We start from the raw sequence: 14,123 nt of genomic DNA on the forward strand, positions 1-14,123 counted from the left end.
ATAAGGGTGAATGATGTTTCACCCAAAGCCAAGCAGCAAGGGAGCAAGAACCCGCTATGTTTGAACACTTCACTTCCGAAGCAATTAAAGTAATTATGCTAGCTCAGGAGGAAGCACGTCGCCTGGGACACAACTTTGTAGGAACAGAGCAAATTCTCCTCGGGCTGATGGGAGAAGGAACTGGGGTTGCTGCTAAAGTGCTGACCGAATTGGGCGTTACTCTTAAAGACGCACGTCGCGAGGTCGAAAAAATTATTGGTAGGGGTTCTGGCTTTGTACCACCAGAAATTCCTTTTACTCCTAAAGTAAAAAGCCTCTTTGAGCAATCGTTTAAAGAAGCTCATGGACTGGGGCACAACTACATTAATACAGAACACTTACTCTTAGGTTTAACCGAGGCTGGTGAAGGTGTAGCCGCCAAAGTACTGCAAAATCTCGGGGTTGACCTCAAGAGCATCCGCACTGCGGTGATTCGTTATTTAGGTGAAAACGCAACAGTTTACGCTGCGGGTAATGGTCCAAAGCGCACCCAAACACTCAGTCTAGAAGAGTTTGGCAGAAATCTGAGTAAACTGGCACAAGAAGGTAAGCTAGACCCAATTGTTGGTCGCGATAAAGAAATTGAACGTGCCATTCAAATTCTCGGACGCCGCACTAAAAACAATCCCGTGTTGATTGGTGAACCTGGAGTTGGGAAAACAGCGATCGCAGAAGGTCTGGCGCAACGGATAATCAACCAAGATGTTCCTGAAGTTTTGCAAGACAAGCAAGTAATCAGCCTCGATATGGGCTTGCTAGTCGCAGGAACTCGTTTCCGGGGAGATTTTGAAGAACGCATCAAGAAAATCGTCGATGAGATTCGCACTGTCGGCAATATCATCCTCGTGATTGACGAAATTCATACGTTAGTCGGTGCTGGGGGAACAGAAGGCGGCTTAGATGCAGCCAATATCCTTAAACCTGCCTTAGCTAGGGGTGAACTCCAGTGTGTCGGCGCAACCACCTTAGATGAGTACCGTCAGCACATTGAGCGCGATGCAGCCTTAGAGCGGCGTTTCCAGCCGATTATGGTAGGCGAACCCACAGTAGCCGAAACCATCGAGATTCTCTATGGCCTGCGGGGAGCTTATGAGCAACATCATAAAGTGACAATTTCTGATGCTGCTGTAGTCGCAGCTGCCCAACTGTCAGATCGCTACATTAGCGATCGCTTCTTGCCAGATAAGGCAATAGACTTGATTGATGAAGCAGGTTCTCGCGTGCGTCTGCGCAACTCTCAGATTTCTCCTAACAAAGAACTGAAGCGCGAATTGGCTGGTGTTACCAAAGCCAAAGAAGATGCAGTCAGAATCCAAAATTTTGATACAGCTGGTAAGCTACGCGATCAAGAATTGGAACTGCAAGCAAAACTGCACGCCGAGACTCAAACTGTTACATCAGGCAAAACTCCCATCGTAGATGAGGAAGACATCGCTCAAATCGTAGCTTCCTGGACTGGTGTCCCAGTCAACAAGCTCACAGAATCAGAATCTGAGCTACTGTTGCATCTGGAAGACACACTTCATCAACGGCTCATCGGTCAAGAACAAGCAGTTACCTCTGTATCTCGTGCCATCCGTCGCGCCAGAGTTGGGTTAAAGAACCCCAATCGACCCATCGCCAGCTTTATCTTCTCCGGTCCTACTGGAGTTGGTAAGACAGAATTGGCAAAAGCACTAGCCGCCTACTTCTTCGGCTCAGAAGAAGCCATGATTCGCCTAGATATGTCCGAATACATGGAAAGCCACACCGTATCCAAGCTGATTGGTTCACCTCCTGGTTACGTAGGCTACGACGAAGGCGGACAACTTACAGAAGCCGTGCGGCGCAAACCATACACAGTGCTGCTATTCGATGAAATCGAAAAGGCGCACCCCGATGTATTCAATATGCTGCTGCAACTCTTAGATGACGGTCATCTTACCGACGCCAAAGGTCGCAAAGTAGACTTCAAGAACACCTTGATCATCTTGACATCTAACATCGGTTCCAAGGTGATTGAAAAAGGTGGCGGTGGTTTAGGCTTCGATTTCGACAACCAAGCCGATGCTAGTTACAACCGCATCCGTAACTTGGTGAATGAAGAACTTAAAGCTTACTTCCGTCCAGAATTCCTCAACCGTCTTGATGAGATTATTGTCTTCACTCAGCTTTCTAAGGATGAAGTCAAGCAAATTGCTGACATCCTCTTACGTGAAGTTGCTGGTCGCTTGACAGAGAAGGGAATTACCTTAGAAGTCACAGAACGCTTCAAAGAACGTGTAGTTCAAGAAGGTTACAACCCCAGCTACGGTGCTAGACCATTACGTCGCGCCATTATGCGCCTTTTAGAAGATTCTCTGGCTGAAGCTTTGCTATCCGGTCAAGTCGCTAGTGGAGACACAGCCATTGCTGATGTTGACGATGATGGTCAAGTACAAATCCAAAAATCAGAAAAACGGGAGTTACTGTTAGCAAATGTTGGCTAATTTTATACCGTGTCACTTTTGCTGTAACATATGAGAACCATTCCACATCCTGCCTGCCGCAGAAGAGCGAGAGAGGAGTATCTTTGATAGAACTGAAGTGAAATGGTATTAGCTCTTTAAAACCCTGGTATTTCTACCAGGGTTTTTTTTAGGGAGTTGTTGGATGGGGACGAAATACTATTTTCTAGAATACCGATTCAGTATTCAGGATTAATGAATCGGTGTTCTGGCAATAGGATGAAGTCGATTTGTTAAAGCTTCTAATACCAAATCAAATAATGTTTGCGACACATCAATAAATATTCTAGAGGTCACGGCAGTGCCGTGCCCCTACAATCTGTCGCATTCTTTTTTCAAATTTGGTATAACTCACCACCAGCAAGCAGCAATTCAATCACTTCCAACTGCGATCGCCCCACTAATGAGTAGTTCAATAGACTTCCGACATTCGACGGTACATCACATCTGAGCGTAAAACGTACTTTCGTCCTTGGATAACAGGAGTACCTTCATGTACTAGTTCGTGGACAAAACACAAAGACATACCTGTAACTGGAACCACAGCGATAGTAAGTAAATGTTCATAATATCGACGTGGAAGATGAAAACGGGTTTCACCACCATCAAAACCTTCATTCAGGTAAATCATGAAAGTCAATAAACTTTCCTCGCCGTTAGGTCGCTGATAAGAACCATCATGATGAAGCGCAAACCTCTGACCTGGGTCGTAGCGATAGAAACGAAAACGCTCATTCAGCCCCAACGCTTGCCATTGCCCAATAGTATTAGGTATAAGATTTGACATTCGCTGCCATAAATCAAAAGCTCGTTCTTGGTCATCTAAAATGACACGCTGATTATTGCGGATGTCGGGACGTCTTTCAAAACCTCGGATGGTATTAATCGGAGCATCTGTATAACCAATGTTTTCGGTTAAAGTAATATACTCAGCGCATTCTTGTGGTGAGAGAATATTATCCAACGTGAAAATTTCGTTGCCAAGCAAATTTTTCTTGGTCATGGTTGAAGATGAGTGCATTTTTTGTAATGACGCACATCATTTTTCATAGTTTCAATCACAATACTGCCAATAGTCATCGCAATGTTTTCAACTATTTGTCACTTCATATCAGCTTCTCTAGCCGTAGCCAAAATTATTGGTAAGGAACAATATCAATTAGTTCGTAGCGATCGCAATCGCCGTATTGAGTAATAAATTCATCAACGGTTAGAATTTTTAGGGCTGATTTAACCATTGTGATTCTTCCTGATAATTTAGCGATGCCTGCGGGTTCTGCGAAGCAGTACGCGTCTACGCAAATACCTAAGTAATAATCTTAATTTTAGGCATTTGCGATCGCCATCAACTGCAATTAATTCTTACTACACATTACTCCCCTCGTTTTTGCCTTGCAACTCCTCAAGTCGCGCCAGTACTTCTGTGCTGTGAACACTAGGATTGACTTTAACAAAAGTCTCGCGCAAAATGCCCTCTGGATCGATGACAAAACTGTGGCGCATAGAGACGTAACCAATCCAAGAACCGTAAGCTTTACTCACTGCGCCAGTGGTATCTGCCAACAGAGGGAATTTTAGCCCCTCTGAATCACAAAATTCAGCGTGAGAATCAACATCATCCGCGCTGACACCAATAATTTGCGTATTCTTTTCGATGTATTTGGGCAAATCTTGCTGAAAACGACGCGCTTCTATCGTGCAACCAGAGGTGAAGTCTTTCGGGTAAAAATAAAGCACTACCCACTTACCACGCAATTGGGAAAGGGAGATTGTACCGTTACCTGTGTTGGTTGGCAAAGTAAACTCTGGTGCAGGTTGATTAATTGCTGGGAGTTTACCACCAAGTGCATCAGCAACAGAAGTAAAGTTTAGCCAACTGAAAATAGCAACATAGCTGGCGAATAATATGCTCAAAAAAGTGCGACGAGAAATCATGTGCAGATAAGAATTATAACTTTACACAAGTTTACAATTCTTCGTTGCTATTTGGCTCTGGTTCAGATTCGGGAGGGATATCTGTGCTTTCGATGTATTGGCTATCAAGAAGAAAAGTTCCCTTGGTAAAGCGAATACCCCAATATCCACCAGGACGACGGTCTATCACTGTACCTTCTTCACCAAGGTGAATCACATCAGGGGGACGGAGCATAGGCATGGGTTCAGCAGTTTTGACGTAAGCTGGTAGTGCTACAACCCGGACTTTACTACCAATAGTAAATTCTTTAGACATTTTGATAAAACAAAGAGTTTTGAATTAACTCATAACTCAAAACTCCGATCTTTTGCTAGGGGCTACCCAATTTTTTTAATTCTGACGGTTGGCTAGACCACATAAAGCTTGTACATCAGCCAAAGGTAAGTGCCAAAGTAATTCTGGTTGCCAAGTATCTGGATCTAAGTGAGAGTGGTAACCTCGTTGGTATGCTTGCCATAGTCTGTCCCAATTAAGCTGCTGTGGTTGGTTTTTGTAAATGATGCGTAACAGTGCTAGCCCTAGCATCAGATTAATTAGTTGAAACTTAGTTCCTAATAGGAAGGCCTGAACTTCTGCTTCCCCTATAAAGTCTGTACCATAACCTGTGATCACGTGAATCCCATCGTGGAGTTGTTTGCGGCGAGGACCTGTAGTGAAGGGTTTGAGGTTGTTTTGCTCCAAGAAGTCAGCCAAGGTCCTACCAAAAGTCCCCAGAGGAAGCACTCGCAATTTCTCTATGTAGACAATTTGAGGAACAGCTAGTCCGTGTACTTCAGCTTGGCGATCAAGTAAATCCAACAGCTGTTGCAAGCGAGGAACAGGATTAGAAGCTGTGGTGGGGGATTGCATCATACTCTTGTGTTTAAAATATCGTAGATTAACTCTATCTAAATTTGGATTAATTACTATTGTTATGAAAAATGACTGAACATAATTGCTCAGTCATTTTCGGGTTTATAAATGTTTAATTACTCTATATTTAATAGAATAATAAGGTCAAGATTTGTAGTTAATTCATTGCTAATAAATTCTCCGATAATTAAAGGTAATAAAAATGCGGTAGACAGTGGTAATTTGGCTTTATTTATTTAGCAAAAGCTGCTCAACAATACGGGGTTTTAAGGTGTTGTTCCTTGGTTACGGCGTTGTTGCCAGCGCGCACGTGCATTTTCACGCAATTGCTGAAGTTTTGTCCGTTGTTCGGGAGTTAATAATGCTTGAATCTTTTGTTGTGAAGACTGCCTGATTTGCTTAACTTCTGATGACTGCATTACTTGCTTAAGTTGATTTTTTTGCTCTTCAGTTAGATTTAGTGCAGCAAAACCTCTCTTGGAACCCTGACCTCTTTGTTGGCCTGCTTGGCGCTGACCTCGCTGCCATTGACCTCTTTGTGCCTTTAATTCATTTAACTTATCTTTTTGTTCTTGAGTAAAGTTGACTCTTTGTAGAATAAGCTGTTCAATTTGGTTGCGGGTATCACGTTGAATTGTTTGAATTTGGCTTTTTTGTGTATCTGTTAATCCCAATTCTGCCCAAGGCCCTTTACGGTTATGGGGAACTTGTCCATTTGTGGCTTGTGCAACTAGTCTATGAGAAGAAAAGCCTGATTGCGCTTTGACTGCAAAGGGGGTAGCAGCTAAAGTTAAGGCGATCGCTCCAGCTACTAGTGATAATGCTTTAACTTTCATGGATAACCTCGTGTGTTTTTTCCTTGTTGGATGTCACCATCATAAGAAGTCATCTTTACCAACTACATGAGGAGAAAGTCATGAATACACCCATGACTTTAGTCATTATTTATTTGTGAGCAATAATACTAGTCATTTAATGTAAATTAAACTAGAGTTATAAAACTGCTTACATAGTGGATATTTTTTAGATTTATCTTTAAATACATTGCACATAACTAAGTATATCCGCGCAATTTAATTTAAAACTATCATGAAATATAAATAAGAATACTTACCTTTAATATATGCCAATCTCCTTATGATAAAAGTCATTAATACATTTAAATTTAAATAATATGAAACGTCCAATTCAATTTCAGAATCATCCTTTTCGATTTCTACTTTATTTGGAGTGGATATTACTAGCGATCGCTACTATAAGCGCTGTCATGCCATATCCCTCACCAAAATTTTCTAGTCGGTTTCCAGAAATTGCAACTGCAAGTTTGATTATTTTTGGCTTAATGGGCTTGCGCCTGCCCACAGGTAATAAAATCACTAAAATAATTTATACTGCTAGTGAAGTTTTATTAATTTTAATAACTGGCTTTGTTGGTGGGAGGGCCTCTAGGCTTTTTCCTTTTATTTACATAATTTTGGTAACTCGCAGTTGCTTAATTTTTAATTTACCTGGGCGTTTGGTAGTTACATTTATATCATTTATTTTATTTTTACTAACATTACAGCAAAGGTTGCATAACTTTCCAATATCGCCACAAGCACAAGAGCGTTTTCAATTCTTCACCCTGAGCCTAGCTCTCTTATTTGGGTTAAGTTTAATTTTTGTATTACTGTTGATGAATACAGTATTATCTGAACGTCAAAGTCGTGAAGAACTAGCTATTGCTAATGAGAAACTTCGTCAATATGCTCTACGAATTGAAAATCAAGCAACCCTAGAAGAACGTAATCGCATTGCTCGCGAAATTCATGATTCTTTAGGACATTCGTTAACAGCCTTAAATCTACAATTAGAAACTGCTTTAAAACTTTCACAATCTAATCCAAATAAAGCTCAGAGTTTTTTAGTTAGAGCCAAAGAATTAGGTTCTAAAGCATTACAAGATGTCCGACAATCTATTTCTACTATGCGTTCTCATCCTTTGCAAGAGCAATCTTTAGAACAAGCGGTTCAAGGATTATTAGAAGATTTTCAACATGCAAATGGTTTTTCACCAATTTGTATCATTAATTTAGAAGAATCTTTACCCAATGAGCTTAAAATTGCTATTTATAGAATTATTCAAGAATCATTGACAAATATTTCCAAATATGCGCAAGCAACAGAAGTTAGAATAGAAATAGAGAAAACTCCTAGAAGTTTACGTTTAAGCATTCAGGATAACGGTAAAGGCTTTGATTTTAAACAAAATACTACTGGTTTTGGATTGCAAAGTATGCGCGATCGCACTCTAGCGATCGGAGGTGTATTTAATATTCTAAGTGCTCCTGGCTATGGTTGTAAAATTACAGTTGATATTCCCCAAATAAGGTTGAATAAATGATAAAAGTATTGCTCGTAGATGACCAAAACTTAATCCGGCAAGGATTAAGAGCATTATTAGAACTAGAAGCAGATTTAGAAGTAGTGGGAGAAGCAGAAAATGGTGAGATGGCAATTAATTTGGTTGCACAATTACAACCAAATGTAGTATTGATGGATATTAGAATGCCTATTATGGATGGAGTTGCAGCTACGAGAGAAATTCATAAGCGTTTTAGCGGCATTAAAGTTTTAGTATTAACAACTTTTGACGATGATGAATATGTGAAAGCAGCCCTCAAAAATGGTGCAATGGGTTATTTACTAAAAGATACACCATCAGAAGAATTAGCTTTCGCTATTCGCGCCGTTGACAAAGGTTATACTCAACTAGGTCCAGGAATAGTTAAAAAACTTTTGGCTCAATTTCCTAGTTTAGAAGCAACCCAGTCACCACCAATACCGCCTAGTTTGGCAGAACTTACTCCTAGAGAAAAAGAGGTTTTAAGCTTAATTGCTCAAGGTGCTAGTAACCGCGAAATTGCCCAAAAACTTTACATCTCTGAGGGTACAGTGAAGAATCATGTCACCAATATGTTGAATCGCTTGAATTTACGCGATCGCACACAAGCAGCAATTTTTGCTAATACATATTTGTCTTATTTAACTGAGTCTGATTAACTTTTTTATTCTACGCAGGGTAGAAGACAAAGTAAGTTATTCTTATTTAAGTAATAAGGTTATTTAAACAATTTCAGGCATTCTGTTTTTAAAATGCCTTTAGTCACCTTGATATTTCTAAATGACTTAGCGATTACCTCTTCACAAGATATATTAATTTGTGACTGATTGACAGAAATCAAATCTTGAATTGAAGCACCATATACAATTTCTGATATACCCGTCCAAATACAAGCGGTTGCACACATTGGACAAGGTTCGCCAGTTGTATAGATACTATAACCTTCCAAAGAAGGATTTTTAAGTTTAGCTGTTAAACTACGAGTAACATTGATTTCTGCATGAGCAGATGGATCGTTATCTCGTCTTACAGTATTATGACCTACGGCAACTACTTCGTTATCTTTCACAATCACTGCACCATAAGGAGCATCACCTTTTTTTGCCTCTGTCAGTGCTAGATGCATAAAATCTTCATGGTTCATAATAGTTAGGAAGTTGAAAAAGATACTTGTTAAGAATATCTCATTTTGATTATTATTTCTGCGAACTACTGAAAAAAAGCTAGTGTCAATTATGTTACTTAGCAGAGAAAAAGCCGAATTCTACTTAACAGATCTAGATACACCAGTAGGTCAAGGGATTAATTTAACTATTGCCGGACTAGTTTTTTTGTCATCAGGCATTTTTGTGGCAGAAACTTATAATATTCCTGATTCTGTCCGTTTCCAATTAAATATTGTAGATACTGCTATTTTTATAATTTTTGTATTTGAATACATAATGCGTCTATGGAGCGCGGAAAATAAAATTAAGTATTTTCTCAGCTTATATTCAATTATTGATTTAATAGCAATTTTGCCATTTTTTTTGGGAGCAGTAGATCTAAGCTTTATTCGATTGCTGCGATGGTTTCGGATTTTAAAATTAATTAGAGTTATCGATCAAAGATTTTTCTTTGGCAGTGTTAGCAGTGAAGATGGAGTTATATTTGTCCGCATATTATTTACATTATTTGCCATTATATTTGTTTACTCAGGCTTAATTTATCAAGTTGAACATCCTGTAAATCCACAAGTTTTCACTACTTTTTTGGATGCATTGTATTTCTCGATTGTCACAATGACAACTGTGGGTTTTGGTGATGTGACACCAGCTTCAGAATTAGGTCGTGGACTAACAGTATTGATGATTTTGACAGGTATTGCACTAATTCCTTGGCAAGTAGGTGATTTAATTAAACGATTGGTGAAAACTGCTAACCAAGTAGAAATAATTTGTTCTGGATGCGGTTTAGCTTTTCACGATGCAGATGCAGGATTTTGTAAAAGGTGTGGCGCGAAGTTATCTAAGTAATTCGTCCTTTGTCATTTGTCATTGGAGTAGAGCTTTACATAGTGTGGTACGTGTAGTATAACTGTAATGCAAATAGTTTCCGTAAACGTTGTAACTCATGGTGTAGTAATACATTGTTCATTTCAATTTGGGGAATTATTAAGTTTGAATTCCTTAAAAAGGCAAGTGGTGTGCTGAACAGGAGTAAACTTTATGGATGCCTTGCTACATAATCCAATTGCAGATATGTACGGGCCGGATTTTCTACTGTTGTATGGCAGTATCATTATCTTGACAGTGTTAGTTTGTGGGTGGCTCATACAAGATCCCACAAAAAACCAACCTTTACCCTTAATTCCCAGCGAACCAGATCCCTACGAAATTGCTTACTTGCGTTCGGGAACAGTAGAAGTGGTAAAGGTAGCGATTTTGAATTTAATTCAGAGAGGTTATTTACAAATCGCCGAACAATTAATTAGCCAAGCGCAAAATCACAATAATCTGTCTGAGTTACAGCCTCTAGAACAGCAAGTTTTTTCTAGTTTTTCCTCTACCCCAGCTATAAAATCCATCAATTCAATAGCCGAGAAAGTAGAACCATACTGCAATATTTACGAAGAAGAGTTAGACAACGAGCAACTGCTATATGCTCAAAAATGGCAAACATCGAATATTCAAGTAGGCTTGATTGCGGCAACAATTATTTTTAGCTTAGGGAGTTATAAGCTGCTCGTCGCTTTAGGAAAGGGACGCCATAACGTAGGTTTTTTAATAGTTATGAGTGTCTTATCGATTATCGGTATTTTATGGTTTGCGAGCAAGCGATCGCGCTTAAGTCTGCGAGGTCAAGCTTATCTCCAACAACTCCAACAAACCTTTGCAGAGGCGAAAACCAAGGTAAAATTTAGCATCCCTTCTGCATTTGAATACAACTTGGTTGTAGCATTATTTGGCGTTGAAGCTTTAGCTGGCACTTCCTACGATTCATACTACAAAGTATTCTTTCCCCCAACATACTCTAGAACTAGTAGCAGGCAAAGCAGCTCGTCAAATGGTTCTTGTAGTAGTTCTAGCTGTAGTTCTTGCAGTAGTGGGAGTTCCTGCGGTGGCGGTAGTTCTTGCGGTGGTGGTTGTGGTGGCTGCGGCGGTGGTTGTGGCGGTTAGTGAGAAAAAATATGTCAAATCAACCTATTCCCAGTTCGCTAACAGCAGCGCCAAAAATTAAGTTGCTAATTGCTGCCGTGGCAATATTGGTAGTGGTGGCGATCGCTAAAATAGTTGTAGATATGCGAGTACCTCACTTCTAGATGCTCGCCTACTTATCAGTAATTAGGTGGATGCCAACCGCTAATAACCCAACGTCCACGAGCAACAATGATAACTGGATTATTCATTCGTAAACGTGCAACTGTGGCTCTACCAATAGCAGTTAAACCTTCAACCCTTGTGCCGTCAAGACTCCATACAAAATGTTCAGACCATTTTTGTGTACGAGGATTAAAAAGAGGCGTACTTTCTCCTAATAATGGATCGGTAGCTTGGGTTGTATCCCCTTTAAATTCGTTACATGTACGGCAAGCTAAACAAAGATTTTCATAACTTGTTTCTCTATTTTTAGAAACAGGTAGAATATGGTCATACGTCATTGGTATACCACTGTTAGCTTCAGTTGTTAAACAATAACAACACCGTGAAGACTCTGCTAAAACAATTCGATTTTTTAAACTTTCAGGAATATATGCAGACACTATTTATTACCGAGTTTGTACATTATGCCCTCGCCAGCGAAGTAACACAGTTGCCTGGGCTTTGCACAACATAAAAATATCCATTTCATGCCGGAGTGTCATTAATTCTAAACGTTCCTCCTCACTCAGAATACCGTTAGAATTGCCCTCAAGCAATAGATTGTACCGCTCCATGTCATTCGTTGTTTTGTTTGCACGAGCTATTTGCCACAAGCTGTCATCATCTAATTTATCCAAGGCGGCAACTTCTGCTTGAAACTCTGATGGTATGTCATCCCATGCAGGGGGACTACCTATTTGTAAGACGCGAAGTATTACATCTTCTAGGGATCGATGAGTTGCACGAGCTGTATTTACTAATCGCTGATAAATAACCTCTGGTATTTGAAGGGTAACAGTTTCGGCTGGCATAGTTAATATATGAAGGAGCTGATAACTATAATGATAAGTCTTGCACCGGACATGATATTATCCCATCTCCCGACTTTAGGCGTGGGGTTAGGTTTTCGCGAACCATTTAAAAGCGACTTGTTTCTCAACCGTCAGCAAGTAGACTTTCTGGAAATTGTTTGCGAACATTATCTAGATGCACCTTGGCAAAAACAGCAGGAATTAGAAATACTTGCGGCGCATTTCCCGATAATTCCCCATGCTATCAATCTGTCATTAGGTAGTGCTGAAGGTTTGGATAGAGATTATTTAAGTAAAGTAGCAGCGCTAATTAAACGGCTTAACCCCCCTTGGTGGAGCGAACATATTTGCTTTACCAAAGCAGGTGGAGTTGATATCGGACATTTATCACCGCTACCTTATACCCAGGAAGCTGTGGAAGTTGTTTGTCGCAATATAGCCGAGGTGCGTCGCTACATTGATGTGCCATTAATTTTGGAAAATATCACTTACATGGTGACGCTTCCTGGTGCAGAAATGACAGAAGCTCAGTTTTTGGCGGAAGTAGTAGAACGTGCTGATTGTGGGTTGTTGTTAGATGTGACGAACCTGCATACTAACGCTGTGAATCACGGCTATGATGTGCATGACTTTCTTCAACAATTACCTACAGAACGTGTAGTACAGTTGCATTTTGTTGGTGGACATTGGCATGATGGTGTATTGATTGACAGCCATTCCCAATCAACCCCAGTCGAGGTTTGGCAACTCATGGATGAAGTGTTAGCTAAGGTTCCAGTTAAGGGGATTGTTTTAGAAAGAGATGAAAACTTGCCATTATTTGCAGAATTGCTACGAGAACTGCAACAAGCAAGACAAATTGGCAGGAGTCATCATAGATGGGATTAGCACAAACACAGCAAGTTTTAGCGCAAATTTACACCAATAGTGAATTCAGACAGCGTTTCCTTGCTAACCCGCAAACTGTTGGCGCAGAGTTGGGATTAAGTGAAGCTGAAATACAGCAGTTATCTGCAATCTCTGCACAGCAGGTAAATATTTTTGCGAATTCTCTCAAGTGGAAGCGGTTGGGAGAAGTGCGCGAACTACTACCACGCACTGCACGAGTGCTAGGTAAAAATTTCAATGATTTATTTTGGCGATATGCAGAAACCCATTTACCACAGGGTATCAAGAAACATCGAGAAGATGCGATCGCATTTTCTAGTTTCATACAACAAGAGGAGATAGAGCCAGATTGGGTAAGCAATCTGGTACGCTACGAAAAAACCTGGCTGTTAGCTTATGAATCTCATCGCTGCTTGCGGGTGTGCTGGTTTCGTTATCCCGTTGACAAACTAGGAAGTGGAGAAAACATTCCACGCCAATTAACTCTAGCAATTTGGTGGCGTTTTTCACCGCGATCGCGTACCAATTTTGTCAGAATATATTTTTGGGCTGAAAGTTGTGATTCTTAGATTGCTTAAATTTAGCTTAATATGGATCTTCCCGCTGCTATTAACACCATTATTCAGCAACAACCTTACCCACTTTTATTTGCCAGTATTAGTGGTTCTCATTTGTATGGCTTTCCGTCAATTGATTCTGATTATGACTTGCGTGGTGTACATATTTTACCCATAGAAGAAGTAGTTGGTTTAAATACTGGGTCAGAAACTATTGAACTCTCAGAAGTTCGTGATTCTGTAGAAATCGATTTAGTAACTCACGATATTAAAAAGTTCTTTTTGCTACTGCTCAAAAAGAATGGCTATGTTTTAGAGCAATTGTATTCACCTTTAATATTAAAAAATTTACCAGAGTATGAAGAGTTAAAAGTTATTGCTAAAGATTGTATTACGCGTCATCATAGTTACCATTATTTGGGCTTTGCGGCAACACAATGGAAACTTTTTGAAAAAGAACAGCTACATCGAGCCAAGCCATTACTTTATGTTTATCGAGTACTATTAACTGGGATTTATTTAATGCAAACAGGGGTAGTCGAAGCTAATTTAATCAAGCTTAATGAAGTGTTCAATCTACCATATATTCCTGATTTAATTTCCCAAAAGTTAGCAGGTGAGGAACATTCTTATTTATCAGATGTTGATATAGCTTTTCATCAAAAAGAATATCAGCGATTGCGCGATCGCTTACAGGATTCCTACGTAGCCAGTCGACTACCTGAAGTACCTGTAGCGAAGGCGGCTTTACATGAGTTACTGCTACGCCTAAGAATTAGGAGTTAGAAAT

General features: G+C 40.0%; 17 protein-coding genes. 9 read left to right on the top strand and 8 right to left on the bottom strand.

What is annotated here, in order from left to right:
- Positions 1-56: 56 nt before the first annotated feature.
- A complete protein-coding gene (locus tag BV375_RS25715; RefSeq protein ID WP_086765728.1) occupies positions 57-2,507 on the top strand; it encodes an ATP-dependent Clp protease ATP-binding subunit in 2,451 nt (816 codons plus the stop codon).
- A 430-nt stretch (positions 2,508-2,937) separates the two neighbouring features.
- Here the strand turns inward: BV375_RS25715 and BV375_RS25720 are convergent, their stop codons facing one another.
- The 5 genes from BV375_RS25720 to BV375_RS25740 form a co-directional block, all read right to left on the bottom strand.
- On the bottom strand, positions 2,938-3,528 hold the full coding sequence (locus BV375_RS25720; RefSeq protein ID WP_086765730.1) for a 2OG-Fe(II) oxygenase: 591 nt from the start codon (positions 3,526-3,528) through the stop codon (positions 2,938-2,940).
- A gap of 362 nt (positions 3,529-3,890) precedes the next feature.
- A complete protein-coding gene (locus BV375_RS25725) occupies positions 3,891-4,460 on the bottom strand; it encodes a peroxiredoxin (protein WP_086765732.1) in 570 nt (189 codons plus the stop codon).
- 31 nt (positions 4,461-4,491) lie between these two features.
- Positions 4,492-4,755, bottom strand: a complete 264-nt coding sequence (gene sipA / locus BV375_RS25730; RefSeq protein ID WP_086765734.1) for a regulatory protein SipA — start codon at positions 4,753-4,755, stop codon at positions 4,492-4,494.
- Positions 4,756-4,830: 75 nt separating this feature from the next.
- Positions 4,831-5,352 carry a Coq4 family protein gene (locus BV375_RS25735; protein WP_086765737.1) on the bottom strand — a complete coding sequence of 174 codons (522 nt, stop codon included), beginning with the start codon at positions 5,350-5,352 and terminating at the stop codon, positions 4,831-4,833.
- 266 nt (positions 5,353-5,618) lie between these two features.
- Positions 5,619-6,188: a hypothetical protein gene (locus BV375_RS25740; protein ID WP_086765739.1), complete on the bottom strand. Its 570-nt coding sequence runs from the start codon at positions 6,186-6,188 to the stop codon at positions 5,619-5,621.
- A gap of 338 nt (positions 6,189-6,526) precedes the next feature.
- On the opposite strand from BV375_RS25740, the gene BV375_RS25745 reads away from it, so the two are divergent.
- Together BV375_RS25745 and BV375_RS25750 are read left to right on the top strand one after the other, a co-directional pair.
- Positions 6,527-7,735, top strand: a complete 1,209-nt coding sequence (locus tag BV375_RS25745; RefSeq protein WP_086765741.1) for a sensor histidine kinase — start codon at positions 6,527-6,529, stop codon at positions 7,733-7,735.
- Positions 7,732-8,394: a response regulator transcription factor gene (locus tag BV375_RS25750; protein WP_086765743.1), complete on the top strand. Its 663-nt coding sequence runs from the start codon at positions 7,732-7,734 to the stop codon at positions 8,392-8,394. Before BV375_RS25745 ends, BV375_RS25750 begins: the two co-directional genes overlap by 4 nt.
- Positions 8,395-8,453: 59 nt before the next feature.
- Here the strand turns inward: BV375_RS25750 and BV375_RS25755 are convergent, their stop codons facing one another.
- Positions 8,454-8,879, bottom strand: a complete 426-nt coding sequence (locus tag BV375_RS25755) for a nucleoside deaminase (RefSeq protein WP_086765744.1) — start codon at positions 8,877-8,879, stop codon at positions 8,454-8,456.
- Between the two features lie 91 nt (positions 8,880-8,970).
- Here BV375_RS25755 and BV375_RS25760 point away from each other — a divergent pair, with 91 nt between their 5' ends.
- The 3 genes from BV375_RS25760 to BV375_RS38845 all read left to right on the top strand — a co-directional run bounded on the left by BV375_RS25760 (position 8,971) and on the right by BV375_RS38845 (position 11,036).
- Positions 8,971-9,750 carry an ion transporter gene (locus BV375_RS25760; RefSeq protein ID WP_086765747.1) on the top strand — a complete coding sequence of 260 codons (780 nt, stop codon included), beginning with the start codon at positions 8,971-8,973 and terminating at the stop codon, positions 9,748-9,750.
- A gap of 192 nt (positions 9,751-9,942) precedes the next feature.
- A complete protein-coding gene (locus BV375_RS25765) occupies positions 9,943-10,893 on the top strand; it encodes a TIGR04222 domain-containing membrane protein (RefSeq protein ID WP_086765748.1) in 951 nt (316 codons plus the stop codon).
- A gap of 11 nt (positions 10,894-10,904) precedes the next feature.
- Positions 10,905-11,036 (top strand): hypothetical protein, encoded by a 132-nt coding sequence (locus BV375_RS38845; protein ID WP_279432965.1) that lies wholly within the window; start codon positions 10,905-10,907, stop codon positions 11,034-11,036.
- Positions 11,037-11,051: 15 nt separating this feature from the next.
- On the opposite strand, the gene BV375_RS25770 is transcribed toward BV375_RS38845, so the two are convergent.
- Both BV375_RS25770 and BV375_RS25775 read right to left on the bottom strand, forming a co-directional pair.
- Positions 11,052-11,477, bottom strand: coding sequence for an HNH endonuclease (locus tag BV375_RS25770; protein ID WP_086765750.1), 426 nt, complete (start codon positions 11,475-11,477; stop codon positions 11,052-11,054).
- A gap of 6 nt (positions 11,478-11,483) precedes the next feature.
- Entirely contained in the window at positions 11,484-11,888 is a 405-nt protein-coding gene (locus tag BV375_RS25775) for a hypothetical protein (protein ID WP_086765752.1), read from the bottom strand.
- Positions 11,889-11,918: 30 nt separating this feature from the next.
- On the opposite strand from BV375_RS25775, the gene BV375_RS25780 reads away from it, so the two are divergent.
- The 3 genes from BV375_RS25780 to BV375_RS25790 are packed head-to-tail and all read left to right on the top strand — an operon-like array spanning position 11,919 to position 14,119.
- Positions 11,919-12,776: a DUF692 domain-containing protein gene (locus BV375_RS25780; protein ID WP_243714051.1), complete on the top strand. Its 858-nt coding sequence runs from the start codon at positions 11,919-11,921 to the stop codon at positions 12,774-12,776.
- Positions 12,767-13,345 (top strand): hypothetical protein, encoded by a 579-nt coding sequence (locus tag BV375_RS25785; RefSeq protein WP_086765756.1) that lies wholly within the window; start codon positions 12,767-12,769, stop codon positions 13,343-13,345. Before BV375_RS25780 ends, BV375_RS25785 begins: the two co-directional genes overlap by 10 nt.
- A gap of 21 nt (positions 13,346-13,366) precedes the next feature.
- Positions 13,367-14,119 carry a nucleotidyltransferase domain-containing protein gene (locus BV375_RS25790; RefSeq protein ID WP_086765758.1) on the top strand — a complete coding sequence of 251 codons (753 nt, stop codon included), beginning with the start codon at positions 13,367-13,369 and terminating at the stop codon, positions 14,117-14,119.
- Positions 14,120-14,123: the final 4 nt, after the last annotated feature.

Origin of the sequence: Nostoc sp. 106C, from assembly GCF_002154725.1 — a bacterium.
In the GTDB taxonomy this organism is placed as follows: domain Bacteria; phylum Cyanobacteriota; class Cyanobacteriia; order Cyanobacteriales; family Nostocaceae; genus Aulosira.

Bases quoted from the DNA above. Each gene is read 5' to 3' on its own strand.
- BV375_RS25715 (WP_086765728.1), top strand. From the start codon at position 57: ATGTTTGAACACTTCACTTCCGAAGCAATTAAAGTAATTATGCTAGCT.
- BV375_RS25720 (WP_086765730.1), bottom strand. From the start codon at position 3,528: ATGACCAAGAAAAATTTGCTTGGCAACGAAATTTTCACGTTGGATAAT.
- BV375_RS25725 (WP_086765732.1), bottom strand. From the start codon at position 4,460: ATGATTTCTCGTCGCACTTTTTTGAGCATATTATTCGCCAGCTATGTT.
- sipA (WP_086765734.1), bottom strand. From the start codon at position 4,755: ATGTCTAAAGAATTTACTATTGGTAGTAAAGTCCGGGTTGTAGCACTA.
- BV375_RS25735 (WP_086765737.1), bottom strand. From the start codon at position 5,352: ATGATGCAATCCCCCACCACAGCTTCTAATCCTGTTCCTCGCTTGCAA.
- BV375_RS25740 (WP_086765739.1), bottom strand. From the start codon at position 6,188: ATGAAAGTTAAAGCATTATCACTAGTAGCTGGAGCGATCGCCTTAACT.
- BV375_RS25745 (WP_086765741.1), top strand. From the start codon at position 6,527: ATGAAACGTCCAATTCAATTTCAGAATCATCCTTTTCGATTTCTACTT.
- BV375_RS25750 (WP_086765743.1), top strand. From the start codon at position 7,732: ATGATAAAAGTATTGCTCGTAGATGACCAAAACTTAATCCGGCAAGGA.
- BV375_RS25755 (WP_086765744.1), bottom strand. From the start codon at position 8,879: ATGAACCATGAAGATTTTATGCATCTAGCACTGACAGAGGCAAAAAAA.
- BV375_RS25760 (WP_086765747.1), top strand. From the start codon at position 8,971: ATGTTACTTAGCAGAGAAAAAGCCGAATTCTACTTAACAGATCTAGAT.
- BV375_RS25765 (WP_086765748.1), top strand. From the start codon at position 9,943: ATGGATGCCTTGCTACATAATCCAATTGCAGATATGTACGGGCCGGAT.
- BV375_RS38845 (WP_279432965.1), top strand. From the start codon at position 10,905: ATGTCAAATCAACCTATTCCCAGTTCGCTAACAGCAGCGCCAAAAATT.
- BV375_RS25775 (WP_086765752.1), bottom strand. From the start codon at position 11,888: ATGCCAGCCGAAACTGTTACCCTTCAAATACCAGAGGTTATTTATCAG.
- BV375_RS25780 (WP_243714051.1), top strand. From the start codon at position 11,919: ATGATAAGTCTTGCACCGGACATGATATTATCCCATCTCCCGACTTTA.
- BV375_RS25785 (WP_086765756.1), top strand. From the start codon at position 12,767: ATGGGATTAGCACAAACACAGCAAGTTTTAGCGCAAATTTACACCAAT.
- BV375_RS25790 (WP_086765758.1), top strand. From the start codon at position 13,367: ATGGATCTTCCCGCTGCTATTAACACCATTATTCAGCAACAACCTTAC.